This window comes from Campylobacter sp. US55 (assembly GCF_004378955.1).
GTDB classification, from domain to species: domain Bacteria; phylum Campylobacterota; class Campylobacteria; order Campylobacterales; family Campylobacteraceae; genus Campylobacter_D; species Campylobacter_D jejuni.
Window position 1 is genome coordinate 144,984 of record NZ_RYYF01000001.1, and the last position, 23,448, is coordinate 168,431.

The following is a 23,448-nucleotide window of genomic DNA, read 5'->3' on the forward strand; positions in this document are numbered from 1 at the left end:
TAGTAAAAAAATGCACTTTTTGTCAAATTTGTTTATAATTATAAAAAATATTTTTTTAAAGAATGATTATGAAATGTGAACATTGTAAACTTGATTATAAACAGGCTCAAATGATAGAGTATAAGGGTAAATTTTTTTGTTGTAAGGGTTGTGAGAGCGTTTGGGAAATTTTACATGAAAGTGGACTAGATGAGTTTTATGAAAAGCTTGGAAATCAAACCTTAAGCCCTGTAAATTTTCAAAATGAAATGAAAAATTATGATGAGTTTATCACTAAAACCAAAGAAGGATTTAGTGAAATTTATCTTATGATACATGGTATAGAATGTGCAGCTTGTGTGTGGCTTAATGAGAAAATTTTAACCAAGCAAGAAGGAATTTTAGAACTTGATATTAATCATTTAAGCCATAAAGCACGCATTGTTTTTGACGAACAAAGCATTTCTTTGGTGCAAATTTTAAGACTTATTGAAAGCATAGGTTATAAAGCGAGTGCTTATGATGCGAGCAAGGCTTCAAAAAAAGCGGATTTACTAAAAAGGGAATTTTATTCTAAGCTTGTTGTGGCTATAGCTTGTGTGATGAATATCATGTGGATAGCAGTGGCAAAATACGCAGGACTTTTTAGCGGTATGGATAAGGATACTAAGGATATTTTAAATTTTGCTGAATTTATCCTTTGTTCTCCTGTGCTTTTTTATACGGGATCTCATTTTTATAAAAGCGCTTTTAAAACTTTAAAAATGCATAGTTTAAATATGGATGTATTGGTAATTAGCGGAGCGAGTTTGGCTTATGTTTATTCTTTATGGGCTATGTTTTTTAGGGTAGGAGAGGTGTATTTTGATTCTGTGGCGATGATAATTTGCTTTGTGTTTATAGGAAAATATCTTGAGATGTTTAGCAAAAAGCGTGCTTTAGATACCATAGATGGGCTTAATGATTTTTTACAAAATGAAGTTTTAGTTTTCAATGGTAAAGAATTTGCTCCTAAAGAAGTGCAAAAGGTTTGTTTGGGAGATAGAATTTTGCTTAAAACTGGAGATAAAATTTTAATCGATGGGATTTGTAAAAGTGGTGAAATGAGCGTGGATACCTCTTCTTTAAATGGAGAAAATACCCCAAAACTCATACAAAAAGAAGATGAAATTTTCTCAGCTTGTATAGTGCTTGATGGAAGTGTGGAGTATGAGGCAACAAAGCTTTATAAAGATTCAAAACTCAGTCAAATTATCCAGCTTTTAGAACTTGCAAGTTCTAAAAAAGCAAAACTTGAAAGTTTGGTCAATAGTCTTTCGGCTTATTTTTCCAGAACGGTTTTATTGATCGCTTTTATTTGTTTTGCTTTTTGGTTTTTTTACAAAGAAGAGAGTTTTGAAATTTCTTTAGTCAATGCAATTGCGGTTTTGATTATCGCTTGTCCTTGTGCTCTGGCTTTAGCAACGCCCGTGAGCAATCTTGTAGCTTTAGGTAGAGCTTTAAAAAAACATATTTTATTTAAAAGTTCTAGCGTGATAGAGGATTTAAGCAAATGTGATTGTGTGGTATTTGATAAAACAGGTATTTTAACCAAAATAGAGCTTGAACTTAAAGAGGTTTTTTTGGATAAAACGCTTGATTTAAACGAGCTTTATAATTTTGTAAAACTTTCTAAACATCCTATATCTCAAAATATTGCGTTATATTTAAAGCAAAAAGGAGCTAAGGATTTAAATTTGGATTTTAAAAAACTTTCAAGCATTCAAGCCAAAGGTTTAAGTGCTGAGTTAAATGAAGGGTTGCTTTTAGGCGGAAGTTCTAAATTTTTGCAAGAAAAGGGTATTGCAACTAAGGAATTTGATAATACTCATTTTATTTTTGCTAAGGAAGGTAAAATTTTAGCTTTTTTTGAGTTTGATAGTGTTTTAAGAGAAGGTGCAAAAGAGCTTATCGCTTATCTTAAAAAAGAAAAGAAAGAATTAATGATACTTAGTGGCGATCATCAAAAAGCAGTGGAAAAAATAGCTAAAAAGTTAGAAATTCAAAATTATCAAGCTTCTTGTTTGCCTGAAGATAAGATGAAAGCTATAGAAAATTTAAGCAAAAATTACAAAGTTTTGTTTGTAGGTGATGGGGTAAATGACGCACTAGCTTTAAAATACGCAAGCGTTTCGATGACTTTAAGAGAAGGAAGTGATTTGGCTATAGAAAGTAGCGATGTTTTGCTTTTGAAAAACGACTTGCTTTCTTTAAAAAAAGCCATCAAATTATCTAAAAACACCTTTAAAATTATCAAGCAAAACCTTGCTTTTTCTTTGTTCTATAATGCTTGTACCATACCTTTGGCTTTTTTGGGTATGATAAATCCTTTATTTGCTGCTATTTCTATGTCTTTTAGTAGTATAATAGTCGTTTTAAATGCTTTAAGGATCAAAGAATGAATAGTATAATCATGATGATGATAGGGGTTTCTATCTTAGCGTTTTTTATCATTTTGGCAACTTTGCTTTGGGGGATTAAAAATAAGCAATTTGATGATGATTATAAATTTACTACTTTAAATGATGATGAGGATTCTTTACGTGATGCTATAGAATTAGAAAGGCGTAAAAAAGAAGCTTTGGATAAAAAAAGGCTTTCTTAAAAAGGAAAGCCTTTTTAAGAAATTATTTTAAAGTTTCAATATGAGCTTCGATAGCTTTAAAATCTTCTTCAGTTAAACCTTTAAGGTTAAGTTTCATGATCGCGCCTTGACCATAGGCATTTCTTTTGCCTTCTGAATATTCTTTCATGTATTGAAGTCTTTCAGCAGAAGAAAGAGTTTTTAAGGCTGGAACTTTGTTTAAGTAAACTTTGTCAGCATTTGCACCATGGCATACTGCACATTTTTTAAAAAGTGTAGCACCATCTGCAGCAAAAGCAGAAACGCCAATACATGCCAAAGCAGAAACTACTAATAATTTTTTCATTTGTTTTCTCCTTAGTAAAAATTAGATTGCTAGGTATTATATATCTTTATTTTTATAAAAATCTTAAGAAATTAAAGATAATGTTTATTTTCTTTTTAAAAAAGCTATATTATAATGTTTTTATGAAAACAAAAGCATTATTTTTAGATAGAGACGGTGTGATTAATATAGATAAAAAATATGTCTATAAAATAGAAGATTTCGAATTTTGTGATGGAATTTTTGAACTTTGTAGATATCTTTTAGCTAAAAATTATTTGCTTTTTATAGCGACAAACCAATCAGGCATTGCAAGAGGATATTACAAGGAAAGTGATTTTTTAAAGCTTTGTGATTACATGCTTAAAGAATTTGTCAAACAAGATATAAAAATTGATAAAATTTATCATTGTCCGCATTTAGAAGGTTGTGAGTGTCGCAAACCTAAAGCAGGAATGCTTTTAAAAGCAAAAGATGAGTTTGATTTGGATATGAAAAATTCTATCTTTATCGGAGATAATCTAAGCGATATGCAAGCAGGATTAAATGCTGATATTGGCACTTTGATTTTAGTAAATGAAGAAAAAAAAGAAGGCGATTTTTTTAAGCAATGCAAAAATTTAAAAGAAATTTTGAGCTTTTTTAAAGAAAAGGACATTTAAATGAAAATAGCAATCACAGGTGGTGCAGGATTTATAGGTTCACAACTGGCTTTAAATTTGCAAGAAAAACATGAAATTTTAATCATCGATAAAATGCGTAGTAGTGCGACTTTTGAAAATGGAAATTTACAAAGTTTTGGGCATTTTAAAAATTTGCTTGAATTTGATGGAGAGCTTTTTGTAGGTGATATTAATGATGAAAAAGTTTTAAAAAAGATTGAAGATTTTAAGCCAGAGATTATTTTTCATCAAGCAGCAATTTCAGACACTACGGTTTTTGATCAAACTAAGGTTTTACAAACCAATTTAAATACTTTTAAAGATTTTATAGAACTTAGCATAGATCTTAATGCAAAGCTTATTTATGCAAGCTCAGCTTCGGTTTATGGTGATGCAAAAAGTCCGCAAACTGTAGGTAAAGATGAAGAACCAAAAAATCCTTATGCTTTTTCAAAATTGATGATGGATAAGTTGGCGAAAAAATACTACGATAAAGCTCATTTGATAGGACTTAGATATTTTAATGTTTATGGAAAAGGCGAATTTTATAAAAACAAAACCGCTTCTATGGTTTTGCAATTTGGACATCAAATTTTAGCGGGTAAAAATCCACGCTTATTTGAAGGAAGTGATAAAATTTATAGAGATTTTACCTATATCAAAGATGTTATTAGTGCCAATTTAATCGCCCTTGACTCAAAATGTGGAGTTTATAATGTAGGCAGTGGTAAAGCAAGGACTTTTCAAGATATAGTTGATATTTTGCAAAAAGAGTTAAAGACTGATTTGCCTTGTGAATATATCCCAAATCCTTATGTAAAATCTTATCAATTCCATACTGAAGCAAAACTAGAACAAGCTTGGGATTATCAGCCAAAATTTAGCCTTGAAGAGGGTATAAAAGATTATTTAGATGAGATAAAAAGACTTTTTGAAAAGGAAGTAAATGCTTGAGTTTTTAAGCCAGCAAAAACCTAAAATTTTGATTATAGGGGATTTTATGGTGGATAATTACACTTGGTGTGATTGTTCGCGTATCAGCCCTGAAGCCCCTGTTTTGGTAGCTAAAACTCTTAAAGAAGATAAAAAATTAGGCGGGGCTGCGAATGTTTATGCAAATTTAAAAAGCTTGGGAGCTGATGTTTTTACATTCGGTGTTGTGGGCGATGATGAGAGTGGGAAATTTTTACAAGAAAATTTAAAAGGAGAATTTTTGATCCAAAAAGGACGCAAAACTCCTTTTAAAAATCGTATTATGGCACACAATCAGCAGGTTTTAAGACTAGATGAAGAAGATACAAGTGAGATTTTGCTTGAAAATGAGCTTATTGCTTTGTTTGATAAAAAGATTAAAGACTTTAAGGCTGTGGTTTTAAGCGATTATGCCAAAGGTGTTTTAACCCCTAAAGTTTGTAAGGCTGTGATAGAAAAGGCTAAGGTTTTAAATATCCCTGTTTTGGTTGATCCTAAGGGGAGTGATTTTAGCAAATACAGTGGTGCAACCTTACTTACACCTAATAAAAAAGAAGCTTTAGAGGCTTTGAAATTTGAAAATTTAGAGGGTGAAAATTTAGAAAAAGGGATTAAAAAATTAAAAGAAGATTTTGCTTTGCGTTATTCTATCATCACTCTTTCAGAAGCGGGGATCGCACTTTTTGATAAGAGTTTAAAAATCGCACCTGCTAAAGCCTTAGAAGTTTATGATGTAACAGGGGCGGGCGATAGTGTGATCGCTGTTTTGGCTTTTTGTTTGGCAAATGAGATTGAAATTTTTAAAGCTTGCGAACTTGCCAATGAAGCTGCAGCCGTTGTAGTGAGTAAAATAGGTAGCGTGAGTGTGAGTTTTGATGAGATTAAGAGTTTTAATCGTGTGGATTTTGAGAAAAAAATCAAAAGCAAAGAAGAACTTTTAACGCTTTTAAAACAAAATGATAAAAAGATTGTTTTTACAAATGGTTGTTTTGATATAGTGCATTTTGGACATATAAAATACCTTGAAAAAGCTAAAAGATTGGGTGATGTTTTGATTGTAGGTTTAAACTCAGATGCGAGTGTGAAAAGACTCAAAGGCGAGAGTCGTCCTGTAAATTCAGAGTTTCAAAGAGCTTGCATATTGGCAGCTTTTTATTTTGTAGATTTTGTAGTGATTTTTGATGAAGATACGCCTTTGGAACTTATAAGCTTTTTAAAACCCGATATTTTGGTTAAAGGGGCTGATTATAAAGATAAGCTTGTTGTGGGTGCGGATATCGTTTCAAAGGTTGAATTAATTGACTTTGAAGAAGGATTTAGTACAAGTAAGATCATAGAAAAGATTAAGGATAAAAAATGATAAATTTAGTAGAAAAAGAATGGCAAGAACATCAAAAAATCGCTCAAAAAAGTGAAATTTTAAAAGGACAAATCGCTAAAGTAGGTGAGCTTTTATGTGAGTGTCTTAAAAAAGGTGGTAAAATTTTAATTTGCGGAAATGGTGGAAGTGCAGCTGATGCACAGCATTTTGCAGCTGAACTTAGTGGGCGTTATAAAAAAGAACGCAAGGCTTTAGCAGGTATAGCGCTTACAACCGATACTTCAGCACTTAGTGCTATAGGAAATGACTATGGTTTTGAGTTTGTTTTTTCAAGACAAGTGGAAGCTTTAGGAAATGAAAATGATGTTTTAATCGGTATTTCAACGAGCGGAAAAAGCCCTAATGTTTTAGAAGCTTTTAAAAAAGCAAAAGAACTTAATATGCTTTGTTTAGGGCTTAGTGGAAAGGGTGGTGGAATGATGAATAAGCTTTGTGATCATAATCTTGTTGTACCAAGCGATGATACAGCTAGAATTCAAGAAATGCACATTTTAATCATACATACGCTTTGTCAGATTATAGATGAGAGTTTTTAATGAAAGTTTTTATCATCAATTTAGAGCGTTCTTTAGATAGAAAAGAGCATATGCAAAAACAAATCCAAAAGCTTTTTGAAATAAATCCTACTTTAAAAAATAAATTAGAATTTATTTTCTTTAAAGCTATTGATGCTAAAAATAAAGAACATTTGGAATTTAAAGATCATTTTCCTTGGTGGGGTTTTTGGGTGCTGGGTAGAGGGCTTTCTGATGGAGAAAAAGCTTGTTTTGCTAGTCATTATAAACTTTGGCAAGAATGCATGAAGCTTGATGAGCCTATAATCATCCTAGAGGATGATGTGGAATTTAGTGATGAATTTTTAAATAATGGAGTAGAATATATAGATGAGCTATTAAAGAGCAAATATGAATATATAAGACTTTGTTATTTATTTGATAAAAGATTGTATTTTTTGAACGAGAATGGATATTATTTAAGTTTTGAAAAACTTGCTGGATCTCAAGGTTATGTACTGCAAGTAAGTGCTGCAAAGAAATTTCTTAAATATGCTAAAAATTGGATCTATGCCGTAGATGATTATATGGATATGTTTTATAAGCATAATGTGTTAAATATAGTTAAAAAGCCTTTATTATTAAAACATGATTGTAGAATAGAAAGTTCAATTTCTCAAGCTGGACGTTTATTTTTGAAGGCTAAATTTTACAGAAAAATTATTAGAGAAATTTTTAGACTTTATAGAAATATTTTAAAACTATCTTATACTTTTTACATTAAGAAAAAATTAGATATTAATTAAATTTTGAATTGCTTTTAAAATCACTTCAGGCTTTAAATCTTTCATGCATTTGTGGTGTTTTAAAGGACAGGTTTTTTGCATACAAGGCATACAAGCTAGATCTAAATGCACTAATTTTGCGTTTTGATTTTGCCAAGGTGAAGTTTGGGTAAATTTCGTAGGGCCAAAAATAGCCACGGTTTTTACCTTATAAACCGCACTTATGTGCATAGGACCACTGTCATTTGTGATAAAAAGATCGCAAAAAGCGATATTTTGACAAAGGGTTTTGATAGTGGTTTTATTGCAAAGATTTTTTACTTTTATGTTTTGTTCTTTTAAAATTTGATAAATTTCATTACAAAGTTCTTGTTCGGCTTTTCCTGCACCAAAGATTAAAATTTCATGACTTTGGCTGAAATTTAAAGCCACTTTAGCAAAATAACTCGCATCCCATCTTTTTGCACTTCCAAAGCTTGCGCCAGGGTTGAGTCCTAGAATTTTTTTACCATTTTTTAAGACAAGAGGGTTTTGAAATTTTAGCTTAAAGGGAAGTTTTAAGTCTTTAAAATGAGCTTTTATGTCAAGCGAGTTTTCTATAAAATAAAGGTATTTTAAAACTTGATGTTCTTCTTTGTACTTGTTTTTGTTAAAAAAATATCTTTGTTTTGTTTTAAGAATATACAAGATAATCTTAGAAGAAAACGCAGATCTAAAAGCAAAGCTAAAATTGATTTTGCCAAGTTCTTTGCGTAAAGATAGGGCTTGTTTGTAGCGGGATTGTTTATTTTCTATGATGATTTTAGAATTAGGAAATTCTTTAAAAAGTGTTGTGGAAACCAAAGAACCATAAAGGATAAATTGAGCATCTTTAAAGTGTTCTTTTATAGCATATAAAGCAGGCGAAGCCATCACCGCATCGCCTAGCCAAGTGGGAAGGTGTATAAAAATTTTCATAAATTTCCTAAACTTTGATAGAATTGTTTTTATTATTTTAACAAAATTTAGGAAAAATATGCCACAACTTTCGATCATAATTCCGCTTTTTAATTCTTGTGATTTTATCTTAAGAGCTTTGCAAAGTTGTATAAATCAGACTTTAAAAGATATTGAAATTTTGATTATCGATGATAAAAGTAAAGATAATAGTTTAAATATGGTTTTAGAATTTGCTAAAAAAGATCCAAGGATAAAAATCTTTCAAAATGAAGAAAATTTAGGCACTTTTGCAAGTAGAAATATAGGAGTTTTGCATTCTAGTTCTGATTTTATAATGTTTTTAGATAGTGATGATTTTTTGACACTTGATGCTTGTGAAATAGCGTTTAAAGAGATGAAAAAAGGTTTTGATTTGCTTTGTTTTGATGCCTTTGTACATAGGGTAAAAACCAAACAATTTTATCGTTTTAAACAAGATGAAGTTTTTAATCAAAAGGAATTTTTAGAATTCTTAAGCAAACAAAGGCATTTTTGCTGGTCAGTTTGGGCGAAGTGTTTTAGAAAAGATATCATCTTAAAAAGTTTTGAAAAAGTTAAAATAGATGAGTATTTGAGCTATGGCGAAGATGTGCTTTTTTGTTATATTTATTTTATGTTTTGCGAGAAAATAGCTGTTTTTAAAACTTGCATTTATCATTATGAATTTAATCCAAATGGAAGATATGAAAACAAAAATAAAGAAATTTTAAATCAAAACTATAAAGATAAAAAGAAAAGTAATGAACTTATAAGAAGACTTTCTATGGATTTTAAAAATGATAATTTTCATGAAAAATTATTTAGTGTTTTAGAGAAAGAGGAAATGAGTTTGAAAAATAGAAATTAAGTTTAGATTTTATATAATTAGGTTTGTATTTTAATAATAAAAGGCTAAGAATGACTGAAATTTCAAGTTTTTGGTATACTCCTAAAGGTTATAAAGGTATAGGTCTAATGGAAATTCTTACTATTAAATCTTGGCTTGATAATGGATATGAATTCTGCTTATATACTTATGATTTAAAGGATAAAATTTTTTTAAAATTTCAAGAATCATTTAGCAATTTTATACTTAAAGATGCAAATGAGATTGTGCCTTTTAGTGAGTATTTTAGTGATGATAGAGGAGCCGGAGTGGCTACTTTTTCAGATTATTTTAGATATATTTTGCTCTATCTTAGGGGAGGAGTATGGGTAGATCTTGATATGGTTTGTTTAAATCATATGGATTTAAGTCAAGAGTATATTTTTAATCAAGAAACCGATGAGAATGGAATAGAACGAATTACTAATTCTTTTTTGAAATTTCCTAAAAATTCGGATTTTGGGAAAAATCTTATACAAGAAGCAAAAAAGATTATAGATAATAAAAAAATTATTCCTTGGGGGGTAATAGGTCCTTGGTTTTTAGCAGAACAGGTTGAAAAATGGAATTTAGGTAAATATAAATGGGATTATAAACAAACTTGTCAAATTCCGTGGTATAAAGTTAAAAATTTTACAGATAAGGGACAAGTTTTTGATGAAGGTAGACCTTGTTTACACTTATTTTCTGAAATGTGGAGAACATATAATTTAAATAAAAATCATTTTTATCAGCACGGTATTTATGGATTTTTGCTTCAAAAGTACAATATTTTTACTTTATGTCTTAAATTAAATTATAATTTTAATTTTTATGATAAATATCATGATAAATTTCTTCTTTTAGCTAATATAAAAAATAAAGTAATATTTTATTTGCGTCATCCTAAAAAACTTTTTAAGAAAAATAATGCCTAAAATTTCAATAATTATACCCACCTATAATGTAGAAAAATATATAGCAAGAGCTTTGGAAAGTTGCATAAATCAAACCTTTAAAGATATAGAAATAATCGTTGTGGATGATTGTGGAAATGACAAAAGTATAGAAATAGCTAAAGAATATGCCAAAAAAGATGCAAGAATAAAAATAATCCACAATAAAACAAACCTAGGTACCTTTGCAGCCAGAAATAATGGTGTTAAACATTCAAATAGTGAGTATTTGATGTTTTTAGATCCTGATGATTATTTAGAGCTTAATATTTGTAAAATAGCAATGGAAAATATAAATGAATATGTATTGCTATCTTTTTCATATGTAAAAATAAATAAAAATAATTATGAAATTTTTTCAGCAAAATGGAAAAATTGGCAAGAATACTTGAAAATTATCAAAAAAAAGCAATTTACACCTTGGAATTTGTGTAATTTAATTGTAAAAAAAAGATTTTTATTTAAAACAAATATTATTATCTTTTCAAAATTATAATTTAATTTTTGCAGAGGATTTATTTGTTTTTGCCTTGTTGATTAATGAGAAAATAAAATCAATCGAATACGTTGGTTATTATTATATTGTTAATGACAATTCTATAAATTTAGATAAAGTGGATGAAAAATTGGCGAATTATGAAAAAATTTTAAAACTTATAAGAAATTCTAAAATTAACTTGAATGTTAAAAAATATTATTTATATTTTTTAAATATTTTAATTTTAGATTGTAAATATAGATTGCATTTTATTAATAAATATTATTATAAGATAATAAAAATTGGATTTTATATGAAAAAAAAGTTAAAATTATAGGTAATTTATAATTGTCTAGTGTTTAATATTATAGATTAATTGAATTGTTGTTTTTTAAGTTCAAAAAAAGTTAATTTTATATTATAAAATTTTTAATATTATTATTAATATATAATTATTTTTTTATTTTCTATTTTATATAATCTTTAAAAAACAAAGAAGGTGTATATGAATATTTCTTTTGTTTCTGTCATAATCCCAATCTATAATGTGGAAAAATACCTAGATGAGTGTTTAAAAAGCGTCATAAATCAAAGTTATAAAAAATTAGATATTATCTTAGTAGATGATGGAAGCACTGATAATAGCTTAAATATCGCTAGAGAATATGCCAAAAAAGATGAAAGAATTTTTCTTATTACAAAAGAAAATGGTGGTTTAAGTTCAGCTAGAAATGCGGGTTTAGAATTTATAAAAGGTACAAAATTAAGAGATTTTTTTGAAAATGAAGAAAATATTATTAGTTATAAAAAATCAAATACTTTTAAAAACAATACTAAAGAACTTACAAAAGAAGAAATAAATAAAAAATTTACAAAACTTAGCAAAAATATAATACAAACAAAGCTAAAAAATATTAACGATTTTATCATCCAAGATTTACCTGATAATATTATTCATTTTTTAGATTCCGATGATTATTTAGATCCTGATTGCATTGAAAAATGTGTAAATGAGATGAGTAAAGATGATATAGATATTTGCACACATAATATTAAAGAATTTCTTGAAGAAGAGCAAGTATTTAGACAAAAAGCAGAATGTGATATTTATTTAAATTGTAAATACGCTAAAAATATCAGTGGGATTGATTTTTTTAAAAAAAATAATATTTGTGAGTTTTATTTTGCTTGGCAAGGAGCTTTTAGAGCAAGTTTATTAAATGCCTATAAGCTTCGTTTTACTTATGGGATTTATCATGAAGATCATGATTTTGGAACTATATTATTCTTAAGCGCTAAAAAGATAACTTGTATTAAAGAAGAGTTGTTAATTTATAGAATTCGATCTAATTCTATAATAAAAAGTGAAAAAGAAAAAATAATTCCTAAAAATATGCCTTTTTATTTAGAGCCTTTAAGACATTATTTTGATGATTATTCTAAGCTTAGGGCTTATTTTAAGGCTTATTGTATGTGTAAGATTGGAGTCAATATCCTACTTTTTTGCAAAGAAAGTAGGATATTAAATGAAAAATTAGCAAATAAGATATTTTTACATTATATTCATTATTATATTGAGCGATACTATCCTTTAAATTATCTCAATATAAAGGATTTATTTGCTTTAGCGGGTATCAATTTAAGATTTTTTAGATTTAGGTTACTATTTAGATTTTATTTGCGTCATCCTAAAAAACTTTTTAAGAAAAATAATGCCTAAAATTTCAATAATTATACCCACCTATAATGTAGAAAAATATATAGCAAGAGCTTTGGAAAGTTGCATAAATCAAACCTTTAAAGATATAGAAATAATCGTTGTGGATGATTGTGGAAATGACAAAAGTATAGAAATAGCTAAAGAATATGCCAAAAAAGATGCAAGAATAAAAATAATCCACAATAAAACAAACCTAGGTACCTTTGCAGCCAGAAATAATGGTGTTAAACATTCAAATAGTGAGTATTTGATGTTTTTAGATCCTGATGATTATTTAGAGCTTGATGCTTGCAAAAAATTAATACTCTTAATACATACTTATAAAATATGCCAATTTTCTTTTACTCAGATTAGTAATGGCGTTAAATTAAAATCAGCATTTAAGGATACACTTAAAAATTTAGAAGAATTTAAAGGAATTTATTGGAATATCTGCACTCTGTTTGTAAAAAAGGATTTTTATTTGGATTCATTAAAAGAGCTTTTTGCAATAGATAAAAAACTCCTAGTAGCCGAAGATATGCTTGCGTTTTTTTTCTTGATAAACAATTTAAATGATAATGGATACTTGCAAGTTGATTTGCATTTGTATAATTATGTAGATAATTCTTTTTCGATTACTAAGCGACGAAAAAATAAAGAGAAAATTCAGGATTGTTTAGATGATTATTTTTATATTTTAAAATATATAAAAGAAAATAAAATTCTTAAAGAAAATTTAAAGTCATATGTTTTGATTTATTTACAAATTGATATTTTAAAATTTTTATTTAATAATAAAGAAATAAATTATTTTAAATATAAATTTTTAAAAAAAATGTATAAAGTTAAATTATTTTTTTACCATTTTTTAAAATGAAGCAATTTCATTCCATTTTTTCATAATTACTTCTTTGCTAAATTCTTTTTGTACTTTTTCTTTGGCGTTTTTGCCAAATTTTTCTCTTAAACTTTCATCTTGCATTAATATCTTAAGCTTATTTGCAAATTCTTGCAAATTTCCATCTTCTATTAAAAAACCACTTTTTTTATTATCTATGATATCGCTTGGACCATTATTGATATCAAAAGCAATGCTTGGAATGGTATAGCTTGCACTTTCAGCTAAAACCATTCCAAAACCTTCAAAATGACTAGCCATTACATAAATACTTGCTTTTAAGTATTCTTCTTCTATATTTTGATTAAAAGGCAGTAAAATAATGGAATGTTCTAATTTTTTAGCTTGTATTTTATGAAGAATTTTTTCTTTTAAAAGCCCATCTCCTACGATATGAAGATTCCATTCTTTAAAATTTTCATCTTTTTTTACTATTTCCCATATATCAATAAGTCTTAAAAAACCCTTTTCTTTAGTAAATCTTCCCGCACTAAGTACAACTTTTTGTGATAAATTACTAGTTTTTAAAGATATGAAAGGGAGAAAATTTGGAATTACTTGTATATTTTTATGCCACTTTTGCCATTTATCAAGTTCTTTGGCTGAAAGTATGATGAGTGTATCAAAATAGTCAAAAATCTTTTTTTTCTTTTTTGGAGCTTTGATGTGCCAAATTCTAAAATATTTAAGTTTTTTATTTTTAAAAAAAGGTAAAAAATATCCATCATTAGCTAAAAGAATTTCATTTTTTGCATTTTTAAATTTTAAAATAATTAAAAGTGATAAAAAATAACGATAAAAAGTTTTTAAAAAGATTTTTTTAATTTTATTTGCATGATAAAAATTTTGATTACTAAGATAAGAAATTTTTATATCTTTACAAAGCTTATAAGCAGGTTGTTCAAAGCTTTTATAAAAGCTAAAAATTTCAACTTCATATTTTTTAGAAAAAGCATTAGCAAGATTAACGCAAACTCTTTCTCCGCCGCCGCTTTCAGTGATATCTTTTAAAAAAATATTAATTTTTTTCATGATTTAACTCGTAAAGTTTCATATAACGAAAAAAAGCCCCATTCGCATTTAAAAGAGCTATGATAAAACCTTTATAGCCGTATTTTATACCGCCACGAAAAAAATAATCTTTTACAAAAGTCAGCCAAAAGCGTAAAGTTGCTCCAAAAACACTTGCTTTTTTACCTTGCTTGAGTTTTTCTTTTGCTGAAAAACTAGTGTAAAGATTCATTTTGTAAATCATACTTTCTATTCCATTACAAGCATAATGCCTTAATCCATTTTTAAGATGAATTTTTTTAGCATTGTTTGATAAAATAAGACTTTCATGTACTAAATTATCATTAAAATGAGTGAAATTTTTATTAAAAATTCTTAAAACATAATCAGGCCACCAACCACATGCCTTTATCCATTCGCCTTTATAGAGATTTTTACGGCTAAGTGCGATGATATTATCTTCTTGAAGTTCTAAATTTTTAAGCTCTTTAATACACTCATTTTCAAGCACTTCATCAGCATCAATGCTTAAAATCCAATCATTTTTTGCATAACTTAAAGCAAGATTTTTTAAAGCTCCAAAACCTATAAAAGTACTGTGATAAATGTGCAAATTAGCAAAATCTTTTTTAAATTCATTAGCTATATTTAGGGTATTATCACTGCTTTCATTGTTAAGAAAAATAATTTCATCAAAATCTTTTAAAGAATTTAAGCACTCAAGCAAAGTTTGCTCAGCATTTTTTACGATGATAATAACGCTTATTTGCTTTAGATTCATTTTGCACCCTTGTAAATTTCCTCATTATAGCTTGCAAAGCGTCTATGGAAAAAAAAGTATTCCCAAGGTCTTTTTTTAATCATTTCTTCGCAACTTTGTGCTTGATAAAGTGTTAGCTCTTCTAAACTTGCACTTTGAGAATCTTTTGCTTTAAAAAACTCTATGTAAAATTTACCAGATTCTTTATAAGCGTAAACAGGGATGATTAAAGCATTGCTTCTTTGTGCGATAAGGCTTGCTCCCATTTGATAATTCACTTCTTTGTTAAAAAATTTCAATCTTACGCTTTCGTTTTCTACACAGTCTTGATCAGTTAAAATTCCCAAAGTTCGCTCTTTTTTTAGAGCACTTAGCATTTGTTTTATACCGCCTTTTTTATCGATAAGTTCTATGTCAAATTGGGTGCGACTTTGGCTTAAAATTTCATACATAACTTCACTTTTTAACTTTTTTCCTACTATGGAAATCGCACCATATTTAGCCGCATAAGCAAGGCTTAAAATTTCCCAGTTTCCATAGTGTGCAGTTGTGAAGATAATAGGACGCTTTAAAGCTAGAGCATCTATAAGAAAATTTTCATTGATAAAATTTACTTTATTGAGAATTTTTTCCTTGGTGGTGTTTTGATTTTGCAAACAATCAATCCCAAATTGAGCAAAATTTTCATAAATTTTCAAAGAGAGTTTATCGCGTTCTTTTTGAGTGTATTGAGGAAAACAGATTTGCAAATTTATATCGATGATTTTACGATGTTTTTTGTTAAGATGAAAAGTGATTCTTGCTACAATCAAAGCTAAAGAATTCAAGATACAATCAGGCATAAAAGTAACAAAAAATTTCAAAATATAATAAAGACTAAGATATATTCTATCGCTATTTTTCATTAAGTAAGCCTTTGGCAAGTTTAAAGATATCCTCTTCTTCTATACGCGTGATACAAAAATCACTTTTATCGATATGCTTAGCATTTTGGATTTTTTTACCCGCATCAATGATTTTATTGATATGAGTTTGAAAAGCATTGCGGTAGCTTGGTGTTGCCCCAAAAATCGTAATAGATGCTTTATTTAAAGCAAAAGCTAAATGTGTTGGGCCGCTATCATTTCCTATGATTAAATTCATCATTTTTGTAAAGGCCATTAGCTCTTCAAGATTGAATTTTGGTGCTAATTCTATATGTGTTTCATCAATGTCACTAAGATTTAAAATCTCTTTGGCAAATTCGTATTCTTTTACATTTCCCCAAGCGAGCCAAATTTTTGCTTGTTGAAATTCATTGATTAAAAGTTTGCAAAGTATAGCGAGTTTGGTTTTAGGATAGATTTTATTTTCTACGCTTGAACCCACGTGTATGAGTATGTTTTTTTCATTTTTATCAAGCTTGAGTTTATTGTTTAAGAGTTGTTTTAAATTTTCATCCACGCTAAAAATATCTTGTTTAAAGGCTAAATTTTTGGCATTAAAATCAGTATTTAACATAAAGGAGGTAAGACTTAAGTATCTTACAAATACATTTTCATTGTAATCTAACTCAAGTTTTTGGTTGTAGAAATTATGAGCAAAACTTTCTTTAAGGCTATTTTTATCAAAACCAAAGTTATTTCTACTTAAAATTCGACTTATAATAGCAGATTTTATGAGCCCTTGTAGATCTATTACTGCATTATAGTTGTTTTTTCTTGCATTAAGAAGAATTTTGAGGCTTTTTAGAATTTTTTTGTCTTTTAAGGGCAGGGCATAGAGTTTATCTATTAAAGGATGGTTTTTAAGTATGCCTTCAAATTTTTCATCTACAAACCAATGAATTTCTATATCTTTTTTAAAATTTTTGATAAATTGCAAAACCACGGCACTTTGGATAATATCACCAAGTGCTGACAAACGAACAATTGCTATTTTCATTAAAAGCCTAATATTTTAAAATTTTTGTTATGATTTTAGCGAAATTATTTAAAAAAAGGTTAAAAATGGCAAAAAATGAAGGTTATATTTGTGTTTTTGATTGTGAGAGTGTGCCAGATGTTGAGCTTATTCGCAAAACTTTAGGTTTTGAAGGAAGTGATTTGGAGATAAGCTTAAAAGCACTTCAGTGGCAAAAAGAACAAAGTGGGAGTGAATTTTTGCCTTTGCCTTACCATAAAATCATCAGTATTTGTGCGGTTTTAAGTGATAATTTTGGAAAATTTATTAAAGTAAATAAAATTGATGGGCAAAATGAAAAAGAAATGATTGAGAATTTTTTCAATTTTATAGAAAATTATGAGCCAAAATTAGTCAGTTTTAATGGTAAAAATTTCGATATGCCCGTTCTTGTTTTAAGGGCTTTAAAATACAATTTAAAAGCAGCAACTTATTTAGATACTCAAAGCGATAAATGGAATAATTATAAAACAAGATTTTCAGAATTAAAACATTGTGATTTATTAGAATCCTTAGGATCTAATGGGCGTGGAATAAAGCTTGATACACTTTGCTCTATGGTGGGTTTGCCAGGAAAATATGATGTGCATGGCGATGAGGTAATGAAGCTTTTTTATGAAAATGAACTTGAAAAAATTCACGAATATTGTGAAAGTGATGTTTTAAATACCTATATGCTTTTTTTAAAATATGAATTTATTAAAGCTAATGTTAGTGAAGAAGATTACATTGATTTTCTTTCTTATATGAGAGATTTTTTGCGTGTAAAAAAATCAGATCGTTCTTATACAGAAGTTTTTGCAAAAGCTTGTGAAAGTGAAATTTCAAAAGTTCGATCTTAAGTATTTAAGAAAATATATTAAAATTTATTTTTGACATTTTTAAAAAAGGAATGATGATGAAAATTCTTATTAGCGGTGGTGCAGGTTATATAGGTTCTCATACTTTAAGACAATTTTTAAAAACAGATCATGAAATTTGTGTTTTAGATAATCTTTCTAAGGGTTCTAAAATCGCAATAGAAGATTTGCAAAAAATAAGAGCTTTTAAATTTTTTGAACAAGATTTAAGTGATTTTCAAGGTATAAAAGCATTGTTTGAGAGAGAAAAATTTGACGCTATTGTGCATTTTGCAGCAAGCATTGAAGTTTTTGAAAGTATGCAAAACCCTTTAAAATATTATATGAACAACACTGTTAATACGACAAATCTCATCGAAACTTGTTTGCAAACTGGAGTAAATAAATTTATATTTTCTTCAACGGCAGCCACTTATGGTGAACCACAGACTCCTGTTGTGAGCGAAACAAGTCCTTTAGCACCTATTAATCCTTATGGGCGTAGTAAGCTTATGAGTGAAGAGGTTTTACGTGATGCAAGTATGGCAAATCCTGAATTTAAGCATTGTATTTTAAGATATTTTAATGTCGCAGGTGCTTGTATGGATTATACTTTAGGACAACGCTATCCAAAAGCGACTTTGCTTATAAAAGTTGCAGCTGAATGTGCCGCAGGAAAACGTGACAAACTTTTTATATTTGGCGATGATTATGATACAAAAGATGGTACTTGCATAAGAGATTTTATCCATGTAGATGATATTTCAAGCGCGCATTTAGCAGCTTTGGATTATTTGCAAGAGAATGAAAGCAATGTTTTTAATGTAGGTTATGGACATGGTTTTAGTGTAAAAGAAGTGATTGAAGCGATGAAAAAAGTTAGCGGAGTGGATTTTAAAGTAGAACTTGCCCCACGCCGTGCGGGTGATCCTAGCGTATTGATTTCTGATGCAAGTAAAATCAGAAATCTTACTTCTTGGCAGCCTAAATATGATGATTTAGAGCTTATTTGTAAATCTGCTTTTGATTGGGAAAAACAGTGCTAAAAAAACTTTTTTTTATTTTAAGTAAGGAAGATAAAAATTTTTTATTTTTCTTACTTGTTTTTTCAGTATTTGTTTCTTTTATAGAAACTTTTGCGATTTCTTTGGTAATGCCTTTTATCACTTTGGCTAGTGATTTTTCTTATTTTGATCGTAATAAATATTTAATCAGCTTAAAAGAATATCTTAATATCCCTGTTTTTGAAATCATTGTTTATTTTGGAGTGGGGCTTATTGTTTTTTATGTATTTAGAGCTTTGTTAAATGCGTATTATTTCCATCTTTTGGCAAGATTTTCTAAAGGGCGTTATCATGCGATCGCTTATAAGGTTTTTTCTAAATTTTTAAATATTAATTATGAAAAATTTACTCAAAAAAATCAATCTGAAATTTTAAAGTCCATTACAGGAGAAGTTTATAATCTAAGCACTATGATTTCATCATTTTTACTTTTGATGAGTGAAATTTTTGTAGTGCTTTTGCTTTATGCTTTAATGCTTTTGATTAATTATAAAATCACTTTATTTTTAAGTGTTTTTATGGTGTTAAATGCCTTTATTTTAGTGAAAATTTTAAGTCCTATCATTAAAAAAGCAGGAGTAAGACGCGAAGAAGCGATGAAAAATTTTTTCGAAATTTTAAATACAAATTTAAATAATTTCAAATTTATCAAGCTTAAAACCAAAGAAGATGGAGTATTAAGTCTTTTTAAAGCACAAAGTGAAGCTTTTTCTAAAGCGAATATTACCAATGAAAGCGTAGCTGCAGTGCCTAGAATTTATCTTGAAGGAATAGGTTTTTGTGTACTTGTTTTTATCGTGGTATTTTTGGTTTTGAAAAATGAAAGTGATATTTCAGGTATTTTATCCACGATTTCTATTTTTGTTTTAGCACTTTATCGCTTAATGCCAAGCGCAAATCGTATTATTACAAGTTATCATGATTTGCTTTATTATCATTCTTCTTTGGATATTATTTATCAAAATTTAAGACAAGAAGAAGAAAATTTGGGTGAGGAAAAATTAAGCTTTAATCAAGAGCTTAAAATTTGTAATCTTAGCTTTGGTTATGAGGGAAAAAAACATTTATTTAAAAATCTTAATTTAAATATTAAAAAAGGTGAAAAAATCGCTTTTATAGGGGAGAGTGGTTGTGGAAAAAGCACCTTAGTAGATCTTATCATAGGACTTTTAAAACCAAAAGAAGGGCAAATTTTAATTGATAAGCAAGAATTAAATGCAAGTAATACAAAAAATTATCGCCAAAAAATAGGCTATATCCCGCAAAATATCTATCTTTTTAATGACAGCATAGTTAAAAATATCACTTTTACAGATGCGGTTGATGAAGAAAAACTTAGTAAGGTTATCAAACAAGCAAATTTAGAGCATTTTATAAAAAATTTACCTCAAGGAGTTCAGACAAAAGTAGGTGATGGGGGGAGTAATTTAAGCGGGGGGCAAAAACAACGCATAGCCATAGCAAGAGCTTTATATTTAGAGCCTGAAATTTTAGTGCTTGATGAAGCAACTTCTGCACTTGATACTCAAAGTGAAGCAAAAATCATGGATGAAATTTATAAAATTTCTAAAGATAAAACCATGATTATTATCGCACATCGCCTTTCTACGATAACGCAATGTGATAAGGTTTATCGTTTAGAACACGGCAAGCTTAAGGAGGAGAAATAATGAAAATAAGCTTTATTATCGCAACTTTAAATTCGGGAGGCGCTGAGCGTGTTTTAGTAACCTTGGCTAATGCACTTTGTAAAGAGCATGAAGTAAGTATTATTAAATTTCATGCAGGAAAATCTTTTTATAAGCTTGAAAATGAAGTTAAAGTTACAAGTTTAGAACAATTTAGATTTGACACGCTTTATCATAAAATCGCAAGTCGTTTTAAGAAATTTTTTGCTTTAAGAAAGGCTTTAAAAGAAAGTAAGGCTGATGTTTTTATTTCTTTTTTGGATACGACTAATATTGCTTGTATTGCTGCGAAAATAGGGCTTAAAACTCCACTCATTATAAGTGAGCATAGCAATGAGGCGTATTTAAAACCTAAAATTTGGCGTTTTTTAAGAAGGGTAAGCTATCCTTTTTGTGATGCTTTAAGTGTGCTTGGAAGCAGTGATAAGGTGTATTATGAAAGATTTGTAAAAAGGGTTAAGCTTTTATTAAACCCTTGTCATTTTAGCGATGAGATTCCTTTTGATTCTAGTTTTAAAAAGGAAAATTTGGTTCTTTTTATAGGGCGTTTAGATTACAACAAAAACCCTGCAATGTTTTTAAAAGCTATAGCGCATTTGGATAAAAATTTGCAAGAAAAATATAAATTTGTTATAGCAGGAGATGGGCAGTTAAGGCAAGAACTTGAATACAAGGTAAAATCTTTAGGAATAAAAGTTGATTTTTTAGGACGCGTTGAAAATGTCAAGGCTCTTTATGAAAAAGCAAAAGTGCTTTGCCTTTGTTCTTTTGTAGAGGGTTTGCCAACGGTTTTAATTGAAAGTTTGTATTTTGAGGTTTGTAGAATTTCAAGTTCTTATTATAATGGTGCTAAGGATTTAATCAAAGATAATCATGATGGGCTTTTGGTAGGTTGTGATGATGAAATAGCACTTGCTAAAAAACTTGAACTTGTTTTAAATGATGAAAATTTTAGAAAAGAACTTGTAAATAGTGCCAAACAAAGGTGTAAAGACTTTGAAATTTCTCATATCAAAGAAGAATGGCTTAAGCTTATAGCCGAGGTTAAAAATGCCTAAACTTTCTGTTATAGTACCAACTTTTAATCGTCAAGTTTTACTAGAAAAGGCTATTAAAAGCATACAAAATCAAGATTTTAAAGATTTAGAAATTATTGTAAGCGATGATAATTCTAGTGATGATACTAAAAGCGTGGTGCAAAATTTACAAAAAGATGATGATCGCATTAAGTATTTTTTAAATCAAAATTACAAACAAGGCCCAAATGGCAATAAAAACAATGGCTTAGATCAAGCAAGTGGCGAGTTTGTAACTTTTTTAGATGATGATGATGAGCTTTTATCTGGGGCTTTAAGTACCTTGATGCAAAAAGCAAGTGAGGGTTATGCTCATGTTTTTGGAAATTGTTTGATGGAAAAAGAAGGAAATTTAAGCAAGGAATTTAGCGGCAAGGGCTTGGAAAAAGATAGTGAAATTTCTAAAAAAGATTTTTTAATGGCTAAATTTAGCGGAGAGTTTTTTTCTGTTTTTAAAAAATCTCTACTTGAAAACAAGCGTTTTAATGAAGAATTTTACGGCAATGAAGCCACGCTTTGGGTAAATTTATACAAGGAAAAAAGTTTTTATATCCATAAGGCTTTTAGGATTTATAGGATTTTTAGGCAAGATAGCGTGACTTTAGGGGCGAGTAAAAATGCTCATAGGGTGTATTTGGGATATTTAGAGCTTGCTAAAATTTTAGAAAATGAACTTAGAATGAGTAAGGATAAAGATTATAAAAAAACTTGTGCGAGTTATTATAAAATGGCAGCTTATTATGCAAAACTTGCAAAAAATTATAAAGCTCTTTATAAGTGTTTGTTTAAAAGCCTGAGTATAAAAATCAACGCTCCTGCTTTGATATTACTCATTTTAAGTATAATTCCAAATAATATGATTGAAAAATTATCAAAAATTCGGGTGGCTTTATGCAAAAATTAGGCATTTTTATTTATTCTTTAGGAAGTGGCGGTGCTGAAAGAGTTGTGGCGACTTTATTGCCTATTTTAAGTTTGAAATTTGAAGTGCATTTGATTTTGATGAATGATAAAATTTCTTATGAAATTCCAGAGTGTCAAATTCATTTTTTAGAATGTTCAAAACCTAGTGAAAATCCTATTTTGAAATTTTTAAAATTACCTTTTTTGGCTTTAAAATATAAAAAACTTTGCAGAAATTTGGGCATTGATACAGAATTTGTTTTTTTAAATCGACCTAATTATATAGCTTTAATAGCAAGAATGTTTGGAAATAAAACCCGCCTTGTGATCAATGAATGCACTACGCCAAGTGTGATGTATGCAAAAAATAATTTTAATTCTTTAGCAAATAAATTTTTAATTTCTTTACTTTACCCAAGAGCTGATTTAATCCTGCCTAATTCTAAAGGAAATTTAGAAGATTTAGTGCAAAATTTTAGTATAAATCCAAAAAAATGTGAAATTTTATACAATGCCATCGATTTAGAAAACATAGAGCAAAAAGCTCTTGAAGATATAGCTTTAAAAGATAAATTTATTTTAAGTGTAGGCAGGCTTGATAAAGGTAAAAATCATGCTTTATTAATTCGTGCTTATGCAAGATTGAAAACAGATTTAAAGCTTGTGATTTTAGGTGAAGGTGTGCTTAAAGATGAGCTTTTAGCTTTGATTAAAGAGTTAAATTTAGAAGAAAAGGTTTTGCTTTTAGGATTTGATAATAATCCTTATAAATACATGGCTAAATGCGAATTTTTTGCTTTTGCTTCTGTATTTGAAGGCTTTTCAAACGTTTTAATTGAAAGCTTAGCTTGTTCTTGTGCTGTGGTTTGCACTGATCATAAAAGTGGCGCAAGAGAGCTTTTTGGCGATGATGAATTTGGACTTTTAGTAGAAGTAGATAATGAAAACTCCATGTTTCAGGGTTTAAAGACTATGCTTGAAGACGATAAATTAAGAAAAGCGTATAAAAATAAGGCTAAAACTAGGGCTAAGGCTTTTGATAAAGTAAAAATTGCACGCGATGCTTTGAAATATTTATTAGGATAAAAG

General features: G+C 28.5%; 23 protein-coding genes and 1 pseudogene. 18 read left to right on the forward strand and 6 right to left on the reverse strand.

Going from position 1 to position 23,448, the window contains the following annotated elements:
* The first annotated feature begins 62 nt into the window (after positions 1 to 62).
* The gene (locus ELQ07_RS00755) at positions 63 to 2,420 is read left to right on the forward strand and encodes a heavy metal translocating P-type ATPase (protein ID WP_134224601.1); all 2,358 of its coding nucleotides are present in this window, start codon (positions 63 to 65) and stop codon (positions 2,418 to 2,420) included.
* Positions 2,417 to 2,623: a cbb3-type cytochrome oxidase assembly protein CcoS gene (gene ccoS / locus ELQ07_RS00760; RefSeq protein WP_002852798.1), complete on the forward strand. Its 207-nt coding sequence runs from the start codon at positions 2,417 to 2,419 to the stop codon at positions 2,621 to 2,623. Before ELQ07_RS00755 ends, ccoS begins: the two co-directional genes overlap by 4 nt.
* Before the next feature lie 22 nt (positions 2,624 to 2,645).
* On the opposite strand, the gene ELQ07_RS00765 is transcribed toward ccoS, so the two are convergent.
* Positions 2,646 to 2,948, reverse strand: a complete 303-nt coding sequence (locus tag ELQ07_RS00765) for a cytochrome c (RefSeq protein ID WP_070317048.1) — start codon at positions 2,946 to 2,948, stop codon at positions 2,646 to 2,648.
* Positions 2,949 to 3,028: 80 nt separating this feature from the next.
* Here ELQ07_RS00765 and gmhB point away from each other — a divergent pair, with 80 nt between their 5' ends.
* The 5 genes from gmhB to ELQ07_RS00790 are packed head-to-tail and all read left to right on the forward strand — an operon-like array spanning position 3,029 to position 7,242.
* The gene (gmhB, locus tag ELQ07_RS00770) at positions 3,029 to 3,589 is read left to right on the forward strand and encodes a D-glycero-alpha-D-manno-heptose-1,7-bisphosphate 7-phosphatase (protein WP_134224602.1); all 561 of its coding nucleotides are present in this window, start codon (positions 3,029 to 3,031) and stop codon (positions 3,587 to 3,589) included.
* Positions 3,590 to 4,543, forward strand: coding sequence for an ADP-glyceromanno-heptose 6-epimerase (gene rfaD / locus ELQ07_RS00775; RefSeq protein ID WP_070317050.1), 954 nt, complete (start codon positions 3,590 to 3,592; stop codon positions 4,541 to 4,543).
* Entirely contained in the window at positions 4,536 to 5,921 is a 1,386-nt protein-coding gene (rfaE1, locus tag ELQ07_RS00780; protein ID WP_002866169.1) for a D-glycero-beta-D-manno-heptose-7-phosphate kinase, read from the forward strand. Before rfaD ends, rfaE1 begins: the two co-directional genes overlap by 8 nt.
* Entirely contained in the window at positions 5,918 to 6,478 is a 561-nt protein-coding gene (gene gmhA / locus ELQ07_RS00785; RefSeq protein WP_072233516.1) for a D-sedoheptulose 7-phosphate isomerase, read from the forward strand. Before rfaE1 ends, gmhA begins: the two co-directional genes overlap by 4 nt.
* Positions 6,478 to 7,242, forward strand: a complete 765-nt coding sequence (locus ELQ07_RS00790; protein ID WP_134224603.1) for a glycosyltransferase family 25 protein — start codon at positions 6,478 to 6,480, stop codon at positions 7,240 to 7,242. Before gmhA ends, ELQ07_RS00790 begins: the two co-directional genes overlap by 1 nt.
* Here ELQ07_RS00790 and waaF read toward each other — a convergent pair.
* Positions 7,228 to 8,178 (reverse strand): lipopolysaccharide heptosyltransferase II, encoded by a 951-nt coding sequence (gene waaF / locus ELQ07_RS00795; RefSeq protein WP_134224604.1) that lies wholly within the window; start codon positions 8,176 to 8,178, stop codon positions 7,228 to 7,230. The genes ELQ07_RS00790 and waaF overlap by 15 nt on opposite strands.
* A gap of 58 nt (positions 8,179 to 8,236) precedes the next feature.
* Between waaF and ELQ07_RS00800 the strand changes: the two genes are divergently transcribed.
* The 5 genes from ELQ07_RS00800 to ELQ07_RS00820 all read left to right on the forward strand — a co-directional run bounded on the left by ELQ07_RS00800 (position 8,237) and on the right by ELQ07_RS00820 (position 13,056).
* Positions 8,237 to 9,046: a glycosyltransferase family 2 protein gene (locus tag ELQ07_RS00800; RefSeq protein ID WP_134224605.1), complete on the forward strand. Its 810-nt coding sequence runs from the start codon at positions 8,237 to 8,239 to the stop codon at positions 9,044 to 9,046.
* Positions 9,047 to 9,096: 50 nt separating this feature from the next.
* A complete protein-coding gene (locus tag ELQ07_RS00805) occupies positions 9,097 to 9,981 on the forward strand; it encodes a glycosyltransferase (protein ID WP_134224606.1) in 885 nt (294 codons plus the stop codon).
* Positions 9,974 to 10,495 (forward strand): glycosyltransferase family 2 protein, encoded by a 522-nt coding sequence (locus ELQ07_RS00810; RefSeq protein WP_134224607.1) that lies wholly within the window; start codon positions 9,974 to 9,976, stop codon positions 10,493 to 10,495. Before ELQ07_RS00805 ends, ELQ07_RS00810 begins: the two co-directional genes overlap by 8 nt.
* Positions 10,496 to 10,982: 487 nt before the next feature.
* Positions 10,983 to 12,197 (forward strand): glycosyltransferase family 2 protein, encoded by a 1,215-nt coding sequence (locus ELQ07_RS00815; RefSeq protein WP_208359321.1) that lies wholly within the window; start codon positions 10,983 to 10,985, stop codon positions 12,195 to 12,197.
* Positions 12,190 to 13,056 carry a glycosyltransferase family 2 protein gene (locus ELQ07_RS00820; RefSeq protein ID WP_134224608.1) on the forward strand — a complete coding sequence of 289 codons (867 nt, stop codon included), beginning with the start codon at positions 12,190 to 12,192 and terminating at the stop codon, positions 13,054 to 13,056. Before ELQ07_RS00815 ends, ELQ07_RS00820 begins: the two co-directional genes overlap by 8 nt.
* On the opposite strand, the gene ELQ07_RS00825 is transcribed toward ELQ07_RS00820, so the two are convergent.
* The 4 genes and pseudogenes from ELQ07_RS00825 to waaC form a co-directional block, all read right to left on the reverse strand.
* The gene (locus ELQ07_RS00825; protein ID WP_111947116.1) at positions 13,048 to 14,109 is read right to left on the reverse strand and encodes a glycosyltransferase family 4 protein; all 1,062 of its coding nucleotides are present in this window, start codon (positions 14,107 to 14,109) and stop codon (positions 13,048 to 13,050) included. The genes ELQ07_RS00820 and ELQ07_RS00825 overlap by 9 nt on opposite strands.
* Positions 14,102 to 14,869, reverse strand: a pseudogene (locus ELQ07_RS00830) (glycosyltransferase family 2 protein); the annotation flags it as partial. The gene ELQ07_RS00825 and the pseudogene ELQ07_RS00830, both read right to left, overlap by 8 nt.
* Complete coding sequence (gene htrB, locus ELQ07_RS00835) at positions 14,866 to 15,753, reverse strand: lipid A biosynthesis lauroyl acyltransferase HtrB (protein ID WP_134224610.1); 888 nt, start codon at positions 15,751 to 15,753, stop codon at positions 14,866 to 14,868. The gene htrB and the pseudogene ELQ07_RS00830, both read right to left, overlap by 4 nt.
* Positions 15,743 to 16,771, reverse strand: coding sequence for a lipopolysaccharide heptosyltransferase I (gene waaC / locus ELQ07_RS00840; protein ID WP_052785349.1), 1,029 nt, complete (start codon positions 16,769 to 16,771; stop codon positions 15,743 to 15,745). Before waaC ends, htrB begins: the two co-directional genes overlap by 11 nt.
* Positions 16,772 to 16,836: 65 nt before the next feature.
* Between waaC and ELQ07_RS00845 the strand changes: the two genes are divergently transcribed.
* From ELQ07_RS00845 to pglJ, 6 genes are read left to right on the forward strand one after another with little or no spacing between them, the layout of a single operon-like run.
* The gene (locus ELQ07_RS00845) at positions 16,837 to 17,631 is read left to right on the forward strand and encodes a 3'-5' exonuclease (RefSeq protein WP_052785350.1); all 795 of its coding nucleotides are present in this window, start codon (positions 16,837 to 16,839) and stop codon (positions 17,629 to 17,631) included.
* A gap of 56 nt (positions 17,632 to 17,687) precedes the next feature.
* Positions 17,688 to 18,674 carry a UDP-glucose 4-epimerase GalE gene (gene galE, locus ELQ07_RS00850; protein WP_096702647.1) on the forward strand — a complete coding sequence of 329 codons (987 nt, stop codon included), beginning with the start codon at positions 17,688 to 17,690 and terminating at the stop codon, positions 18,672 to 18,674.
* Positions 18,668 to 20,362, forward strand: coding sequence for an ABC-type lipopolysaccharide transporter PglK (gene pglK, locus ELQ07_RS00855; protein WP_052785352.1), 1,695 nt, complete (start codon positions 18,668 to 18,670; stop codon positions 20,360 to 20,362). Before galE ends, pglK begins: the two co-directional genes overlap by 7 nt.
* Entirely contained in the window at positions 20,359 to 21,438 is a 1,080-nt protein-coding gene (gene pglH, locus ELQ07_RS00860; RefSeq protein ID WP_075888376.1) for a GalNAc-alpha-(1->4)-GalNAc-alpha-(1->3)-diNAcBac-PP-undecaprenol alpha-1,4-N-acetyl-D-galactosaminyltransferase, read from the forward strand. Before pglK ends, pglH begins: the two co-directional genes overlap by 4 nt.
* Positions 21,431 to 22,360, forward strand: coding sequence for a GalNAc(5)-diNAcBac-PP-undecaprenol beta-1,3-glucosyltransferase (gene pglI, locus ELQ07_RS00865; RefSeq protein ID WP_071609546.1), 930 nt, complete (start codon positions 21,431 to 21,433; stop codon positions 22,358 to 22,360). The genes pglH and pglI overlap by 8 nt, the downstream gene beginning before the upstream one ends.
* Complete coding sequence (pglJ, locus tag ELQ07_RS00870; RefSeq protein ID WP_134224611.1) at positions 22,348 to 23,445, forward strand: N-acetylgalactosamine-N,N'-diacetylbacillosaminyl-diphospho-undecaprenol 4-alpha-N-acetylgalactosaminyltransferase; 1,098 nt, start codon at positions 22,348 to 22,350, stop codon at positions 23,443 to 23,445. The genes pglI and pglJ overlap by 13 nt, the downstream gene beginning before the upstream one ends.
* Positions 23,446 to 23,448: the final 3 nt, after the last annotated feature.

Coding starts and splice junctions, on each gene's coding strand:
- galE (WP_096702647.1), top strand. CDS start 17,688: ATGAAAATTCTTATTAGCGGTGGTGCAGGTTATATAGGTTCTCATACT.
- gmhA (WP_072233516.1), top strand. CDS start 5,918: ATGATAAATTTAGTAGAAAAAGAATGGCAAGAACATCAAAAAATCGCT.
- waaF (WP_134224604.1), bottom strand. CDS start 8,178: ATGAAAATTTTTATACACCTTCCCACTTGGCTAGGCGATGCGGTGATG.
- rfaD (WP_070317050.1), top strand. CDS start 3,590: ATGAAAATAGCAATCACAGGTGGTGCAGGATTTATAGGTTCACAACTG.
- rfaE1 (WP_002866169.1), top strand. CDS start 4,536: ATGCTTGAGTTTTTAAGCCAGCAAAAACCTAAAATTTTGATTATAGGG.
- ELQ07_RS00790 (WP_134224603.1), top strand. CDS start 6,478: ATGAAAGTTTTTATCATCAATTTAGAGCGTTCTTTAGATAGAAAAGAG.
- gmhB (WP_134224602.1), top strand. CDS start 3,029: ATGTTTATTTTCTTTTTAAAAAAGCTATATTATAATGTTTTTATGAAA.
- ELQ07_RS00825 (WP_111947116.1), bottom strand. CDS start 14,109: ATGAAAAAAATTAATATTTTTTTAAAAGATATCACTGAAAGCGGCGGC.
- ELQ07_RS00815 (WP_208359321.1), top strand. CDS start 10,983: ATGAATATTTCTTTTGTTTCTGTCATAATCCCAATCTATAATGTGGAA.
- pglI (WP_071609546.1), top strand. CDS start 21,431: ATGCCTAAACTTTCTGTTATAGTACCAACTTTTAATCGTCAAGTTTTA.
- htrB (WP_134224610.1), bottom strand. CDS start 15,753: ATGAAAAATAGCGATAGAATATATCTTAGTCTTTATTATATTTTGAAA.
- ELQ07_RS00845 (WP_052785350.1), top strand. CDS start 16,837: ATGGCAAAAAATGAAGGTTATATTTGTGTTTTTGATTGTGAGAGTGTG.
- ELQ07_RS00800 (WP_134224605.1), top strand. CDS start 8,237: ATGCCACAACTTTCGATCATAATTCCGCTTTTTAATTCTTGTGATTTT.
- ELQ07_RS00820 (WP_134224608.1), top strand. CDS start 12,190: ATGCCTAAAATTTCAATAATTATACCCACCTATAATGTAGAAAAATAT.
- ELQ07_RS00765 (WP_070317048.1), bottom strand. CDS start 2,948: ATGAAAAAATTATTAGTAGTTTCTGCTTTGGCATGTATTGGCGTTTCT.
- ccoS (WP_002852798.1), top strand. CDS start 2,417: ATGAATAGTATAATCATGATGATGATAGGGGTTTCTATCTTAGCGTTT.
- ELQ07_RS00805 (WP_134224606.1), top strand. CDS start 9,097: ATGACTGAAATTTCAAGTTTTTGGTATACTCCTAAAGGTTATAAAGGT.
- ELQ07_RS00755 (WP_134224601.1), top strand. CDS start 63: ATGATTATGAAATGTGAACATTGTAAACTTGATTATAAACAGGCTCAA.
- ELQ07_RS00810 (WP_134224607.1), top strand. CDS start 9,974: ATGCCTAAAATTTCAATAATTATACCCACCTATAATGTAGAAAAATAT.
- pglJ (WP_134224611.1), top strand. CDS start 22,348: ATGCAAAAATTAGGCATTTTTATTTATTCTTTAGGAAGTGGCGGTGCT.
- waaC (WP_052785349.1), bottom strand. CDS start 16,771: ATGAAAATAGCAATTGTTCGTTTGTCAGCACTTGGTGATATTATCCAA.